The organism is uncultured Vibrio sp. (assembly GCF_947488985.1).
GTDB lineage: Bacteria > Pseudomonadota > Gammaproteobacteria > Enterobacterales > Vibrionaceae > Vibrio.
This window is the reverse complement of sequence record NZ_CANLBV010000142.1, coordinates 1-5,797: the sequence shown is the minus strand read 5'-3', so window position 1 is coordinate 5,797 and position 5,797 is coordinate 1. Positions and strand designations below refer to the sequence as shown.

Here is a 5,797-nt window from a genome sequence, read left to right as displayed (position 1 = left end):
GAATGACAGATACCACCTTAGTTGGCGGTATCTGTGTTGATATTAGAAAGTCAATGAGTCGGTTCGTAGACGCTTACTTTTTAATGCTCATTCCAACCCTGAAAAATGTAAAAGCAATACTAGGGCGTGTTGGCTTAGGTACTTAGCGTTTCTTCAAACACACCCAGCTTACGCCCAAGCCAAGTCGCTCTAACGGTATGATCCAAAGTTTCTTCACCACCTGTGACTGGGTGAATAAGCACCGACATATCACCGCGCTCTTGCTCAAGCCAGTCAATAATGCCCGATTCTTTATTGGCAAAGTGGATCTCAAACATCGGCATTTTATGCGGACCAACTAGGTGCTGCACCAGAGGGAGAACCTTCAATACATCTGTTCGCTCTGAGAGAATTTTCTTACGCAATGTTTCTGCTTGCTCTGCAAATCGCAGAGGAAAATAAATGTGACCGTGGTACATGACACCAACCCTTGGAATTATGATTTCACGATTTTATACCCAAACCGCGTTAAATAGCTAAATATAATATGCCATTGCTATGGGTTCTAAACCTTCAACAGGTCTGTGCTCACTCCATTCATAATCAAGCTAATACCGACTCCAGCCTTTTCACTTCACAGTTTTCTGAACCTAATTCAAGGGTAGCGTGACAAACTTGAGAGAGTAATCTCTGATCATGGCTGATGAGTATCAAGGTACAGCCGATTTCCTTACACACTTGTAAAATCAATTGGTTAATTTGCCTAGCCACTATCGGGTCTAACCTTGATGTGGGCTCATCCGCGACCAGCAATTTGGGTTTCAGTAGCAGTGCTCGTACCAAAGCAATGCGTTGTAACTCCCCGCCAGAGACTTCTCGAGACGTGCGTTGTAAAATCTCGGGATCAAGTTTTACCTTCTCAATGAGAGGCGCTATTAATCTTGTCTCGACACCGTGCAAATGACACACATCAAGCAGTGCACGTTTCAGGCTAATGTGCTCTGGAAATGCGGCGGGTGGATCTTGATACAGTTTCAACATCCTTGCGGCAGGGCGTAATGTTTCACCGCGCCACACTTCACCGTTTGCAGGCTTAACAAGGCCAAGTATGACATCCCCCAAAGTAGACTTACCCGCGCCACTGTCGCCACTCACACCAAGGATTTCTCCTTGCCTGATTTCCAGATCAAGTCCTTGGACTAGCGTCTGCTGGTTTCGCGCCACCGATAACTGATGACAGCGAACAATCACCTCGTCGATTTCGCTCAGTCTTGGTTTTGAGTACACCGATTGTGAGGCGGCAATTAATGCTTGTGTGTAGGAGTGATTCGGGGCGTTTAATATCGACTCTGCATCGCCTCGCTCGACGATCCGGCCTTCTTTCATCACAATCACTTCGCCACCTAATTCACGCGCAAATTCTACGTCATGGGTGATGGTCAATAGGGCCCCCTGTTGCTGTAAATGTGTTTTAAGCAGCTGGGTGATTTGTTCACAGCGCGCTTTGTCGAGCCCTTTAGTCGGCTCGTCGGCAATGAGGATTTTGCCACCAGCTTGTGTGGCACACAGATAAGATAAACGTTGTGCCATACCGCCGGATAACTGTGAAGGTATCTTATGAGCGTGCTCACTGAGTGCCAAAGACTCAAGTCGCTGCATGGCTTGTACGTCACCTTGTTTTTCTGAATGTCCTTTCACGCACTCATCCACCACGGATATTTGTCTTTGTCCTCGCATGATGGGATCCAATGCGCGCTGAGGCTCTTGTGGTAACAAACTAATGTGTTTGCCCCAGGAATCGGACACGGATTGGCAAGGGGCTAAACCGGGAATGGTGATCAGTCCATCACGCGACAACTCCGATGGCAGATTATCAACGATAGCATGAGCTAAAATACTTTTACCTGAGCCTGTCTCACCCAAAATTGTGAGTGGCTGTCGGTAAAACAGCTTTAGTGACAGGTCAAAGACTAATTGTTGCACAGCACTACGTACATTGAGTTTCTCGACGCTCAACGCCAGTTCACTAGCGGTATCAATCATTGCTGCCTCCCGAAATAAAATGGCAGCTTAGTACCAACAAAATCAACGCAATTAATGGCTGAGCGAGCACCCAAGGCGCATCGTTGTAATAGGGGAATAACTCCACCATCATTAGTCCTAATTCGGTTTCCGGTGGCTTAAGTCCCACATACACAAAACCAATAGAAGCCAGAGCCAACACGGTATTGCTTGCGCCAAAACAGGCGAGAGTGAACATATCCTCTCGTAACTCCGGCCATAAATGAGTGAAGAAAATGTACTTGGGGCCAAAGCCATACAGTTTTGAGGCCTCTACAGAAGAGCTCGACATGATTTCGCGAGTTCGGCCTCGAATCACCCGGAACACTTCCAACCACAAAATCAATGAAATGGCGATATAGAGCATCAAAAAGGAGCCTGGAATTAAAGCACCTATAAGTAACACTAGGACTAAACCCGGCAAGGCCAACAGGACATTTAAGACCAAGTTCATGGCTTGATCAAACCGACTAGCCTTCCATCCGGCAGTCACCCCCAGAATCAGACCTAACACAGATGAAGTGATCACACTAAATAATGCCATCAAAGTGGAGGTTTGGATGGCATGGCTTAACCTTGCGAGATTGCTGCGCCCGTATTGGTCGGTCCCTAACGGCTCTGCGATGCTTGCTGAGGCGAAGGTGTGACTCAAGTTTTGTAACAGGCGAAGGTGTGACTCAAGTTTTGTAACGCGGGGTCGTAATTCCACAGTAACGTTTCCAACATGACCAAGCTGGCAATCGCCACTAAAATAGCCAGACCGATCTTTTGCGTCATTCGCATCTCAATTCACCTCTTTGTCTTGGATCCAGCACATAGGCTAAGAGATCAACGCACGTATTAATAAACACAAATATTAAGCCCATCACCAGCGCCGCGCCTTGGATAACAGGCACATCTCGGCTAAAGATGGCATGCGCTAAACCATGCCCAATACCCGGCCAAGAAAATAGGCTTTCTACCATGACAATGCCTTCAATTAACATCACCGCTTGCATGCTGACTAAGGTTATCACGGGTAATGTGATATTCGGTTGACCGTGGTAGGTAAACACTTGTTTAGGGTTAAGACCTTTCAGTCGTGCGAACTGGTAAAAACCGGAACTGACCACTCTGGATGTGGCGTTTCTGATCATTCGGTTCGATACCGCAGCTAGGCTCAGTGATAAGGTGGCTGCAGGCAAAATTAAATAGGCACTGCTGCCAAACCCTGCGACGGGAAACAAGCCAAAATGAAGTGAAAAGACCAATATTAAGATCAAGCCAACGACGAAAATTGGCTGAGCTCGAAGGGTCACTGACGTAAATAGACTCATTTGATCAGCTAGGCCTTTGGTTTTTTTACCGCAGTACACGCCAATCGGCCATGCAATTAAGAAGGAAATAAAGGTCGCGACTAAGGCTAACTTCAAAGAGTGTCCTAGCTGATGCGTCAGCTCATCAACTACAGGGTTTCCACTGACTAAAGAGGTACCAAGATTGAACTGAAGCATATCTTTAAGCCAGTCAAAATATTGCACGATAGCGGGTTGATCTAGGCCCAGTTCCACACGGACCGACTGCGCGGCCTCGGCGTTGACATAGTCATACCCATAACGCCCCGCCGCAATGCGATACGCAAAATCACCGGGTAATAAACGCATCAATATAAAAGTTAACGTACCGACAGCCCAAGCCACAAAGCCCGCGTGGCCAATACGTTTGAATATGATATTAATCATTAAAAGTCATCTCAGAGATACGGTAATTATTTTCAAAAGGGTCGAAGACAAAATTAACTACTCGATTATTCACGGAGACTTGCTGGGTATAGAAAGTCACTGGAATTAACGGCATTTCATCGGCCAATATTTGTGCAACCTGTTGCGCCATCAGGGTATAAGCCTCTGAATTATCTTCGCTCTTCATGCGGTCCAATAAATCCTTTAACGGCGTAGACGACCAGTTCATGACGCCCCAATCCCCACCGCTATGATGTTCAAAATCGTCCAACAATAAGGCTAAAGGATCCGCAATCGCCCCAAAGTTTCTGGCAATTAATGCCAGCTCTAACGTCCCGTCATGATGACGAGAAGGGATAGCACTTGAATTATCGACAGTAATGGAGACCTCAATACCCACTTCTCTAAATTGAGCTTGTAGCGCGGTTGCGAGCACCGTCAATTCTGGCCGGTCAGCGTAAGTCACCATGTTAAGCTTAAATGTTTCACCGTCTCGCTCTAACAGTTGTTGGTCATTTAGCGCCCAGCCATGTCGAGCTAATAATTCCTTAGCCATAGGTAGGTTTCGAGAGTGCGCACTCTCGGCATTCAAATGCCAATCACCTAATGCAGGCGGAAACAGTTCATAGGCTTCTGAGTTTGGCACTCGAATAATATGTTGCGAAAGACCTTGTCTATCAATAACTAAGCTCAGTGCTTGACGTATGTCTGCATGGTTGAGAAATGGGTGGTCATTATTGAGTTTGATGATTACGGTTCTTGGTATCGACTCTGAGTGAACCGTCAGGTTATTCGAACGCTGTAATTGGTCCAAACTGGCAGGGTCTAAGGTGTAAATCAAATCAGCTTGACCACTTTGCGCTTGCAGTGCACGGCTCTCTGCTCTGTGTCCTGTCAAATAATGAGCTTGCTCAATTGCTGCTGGTTGGCCCCAATAATCGTCAAAGCGCGTAACATGCAATTTATGAGGTGGCGCGATCACGCTCGTTTGGTAAGGACCGCTACCAAATAGTTTAGCAACAGAGCCATCACTGTTGTATGAGCTGGGTGATAAAACGGCCGTTGAAAAATGCGCAAGTATGCCTAACAGTGGACGATACGGTTCAGATAGCTTGATAATAACCGTGTTATACGTGGTGGTAATCTGCTCAATGGGGACTTGATTAATGATGCCCGGCTTTGCCATCGCCACTTCAAGCGAATGTTTCACTACGTTCGGGGTGAGTTGACTGCCGTCATGAAATTTTACATCAGATCGCAGGGTAAACGCCCACTGCAACCCGTCATGACTTTTATTCCAACGAGTGGCCAATAATGGCGTGAACGTTCCGTTAGGCTGCACATCCACCAAGCCTTGTGCAACCTGCATACGAGTATATAAGTAGCCATCTTTGGACAAGTCTTGGCTGGTAAACTCAAATGGGCCACCAATGGTTAACGTATGCTCTTTGTCCGCCACTTCATAGTCGACAATAAACCACAGCACCAAAAGTGAAGCTAAAGCAATAACACATTTTTTAATCATGTCTTCTTTCCAATAGAACCTAAGTCGTCATTTAAAGTCATTTAAAGTCATTTAAATACTTAGTTGAATAAAGTATGCACAGCATTAAGTTTCTACTAGAGAATATTTATTAAATGGCTAATTTTAACTATCGAGTTAAAATAAGACTGAAAACTAAGAAAAAGAATATTCTCCCTCGGGTTTAACCAGTGCATATTGGCTCCCTTCCCTAACAATAAAACAAAATACCAACACAAATACAATATCATTTGAGCGATTGTTGTTTAAATGGTGTACCTCATGGTTTTAATGGCTATTTATTACGCAATAACAAGGGTGTAGGTGAGTTTTTTAGATGCGGGGTTTTCGTACTTTGCAGTTAAATTCGGGTGTGAAATACGTAGCCTAACTATTAAGCTAGAGCAGCTTAAATGCTTGATAAGTGAAGATGTGTTTTGACTATACTCGTTCAACTTGAAGATGCAGGCTTGAGAACTTGAAAGTTATCATTAATTCGAGATGCCAAAGAGCC

4 protein-coding genes and 1 pseudogene are annotated in these 5,797 nt (G+C 45.4%); all 5 read right to left on the bottom strand.

The features are described from left to right. Positions 1-134 precede the first annotated feature (134 nt). The 5 genes and pseudogenes from Q1A70_RS18610 to Q1A70_RS18590 all read right to left on the bottom strand — a co-directional run bounded on the left by Q1A70_RS18610 (position 135) and on the right by Q1A70_RS18590 (position 5,286). Positions 135-458, bottom strand: coding sequence for a DOPA 4,5-dioxygenase family protein (locus Q1A70_RS18610; protein WP_299695137.1), 324 nt, complete (start codon positions 456-458; stop codon positions 135-137). Between the two features lie 124 nt (positions 459-582). Next, entirely contained in the window at positions 583-2,022 is a 1,440-nt protein-coding gene (locus Q1A70_RS18605) for an ATP-binding cassette domain-containing protein (RefSeq protein WP_299695140.1), read from the bottom strand. Beyond that, a pseudogene (locus Q1A70_RS18600) lies at positions 2,015-2,823 on the bottom strand (ABC transporter permease). Before Q1A70_RS18600 ends, Q1A70_RS18605 begins: the two are co-directional and overlap by 8 nt. Further along, positions 2,814-3,761: an ABC transporter permease gene (locus Q1A70_RS18595; RefSeq protein WP_299695143.1), complete on the bottom strand. Its 948-nt coding sequence runs from the start codon at positions 3,759-3,761 to the stop codon at positions 2,814-2,816. The pseudogene Q1A70_RS18600 and the gene Q1A70_RS18595 overlap by 10 nt, the downstream one beginning before the upstream one ends. Next, positions 3,754-5,286: an ABC transporter substrate-binding protein gene (locus tag Q1A70_RS18590; protein ID WP_299695148.1), complete on the bottom strand. Its 1,533-nt coding sequence runs from the start codon at positions 5,284-5,286 to the stop codon at positions 3,754-3,756. The genes Q1A70_RS18595 and Q1A70_RS18590 overlap by 8 nt, the downstream gene beginning before the upstream one ends. Between the last annotated feature and the right edge of the window lie 511 nt (positions 5,287-5,797).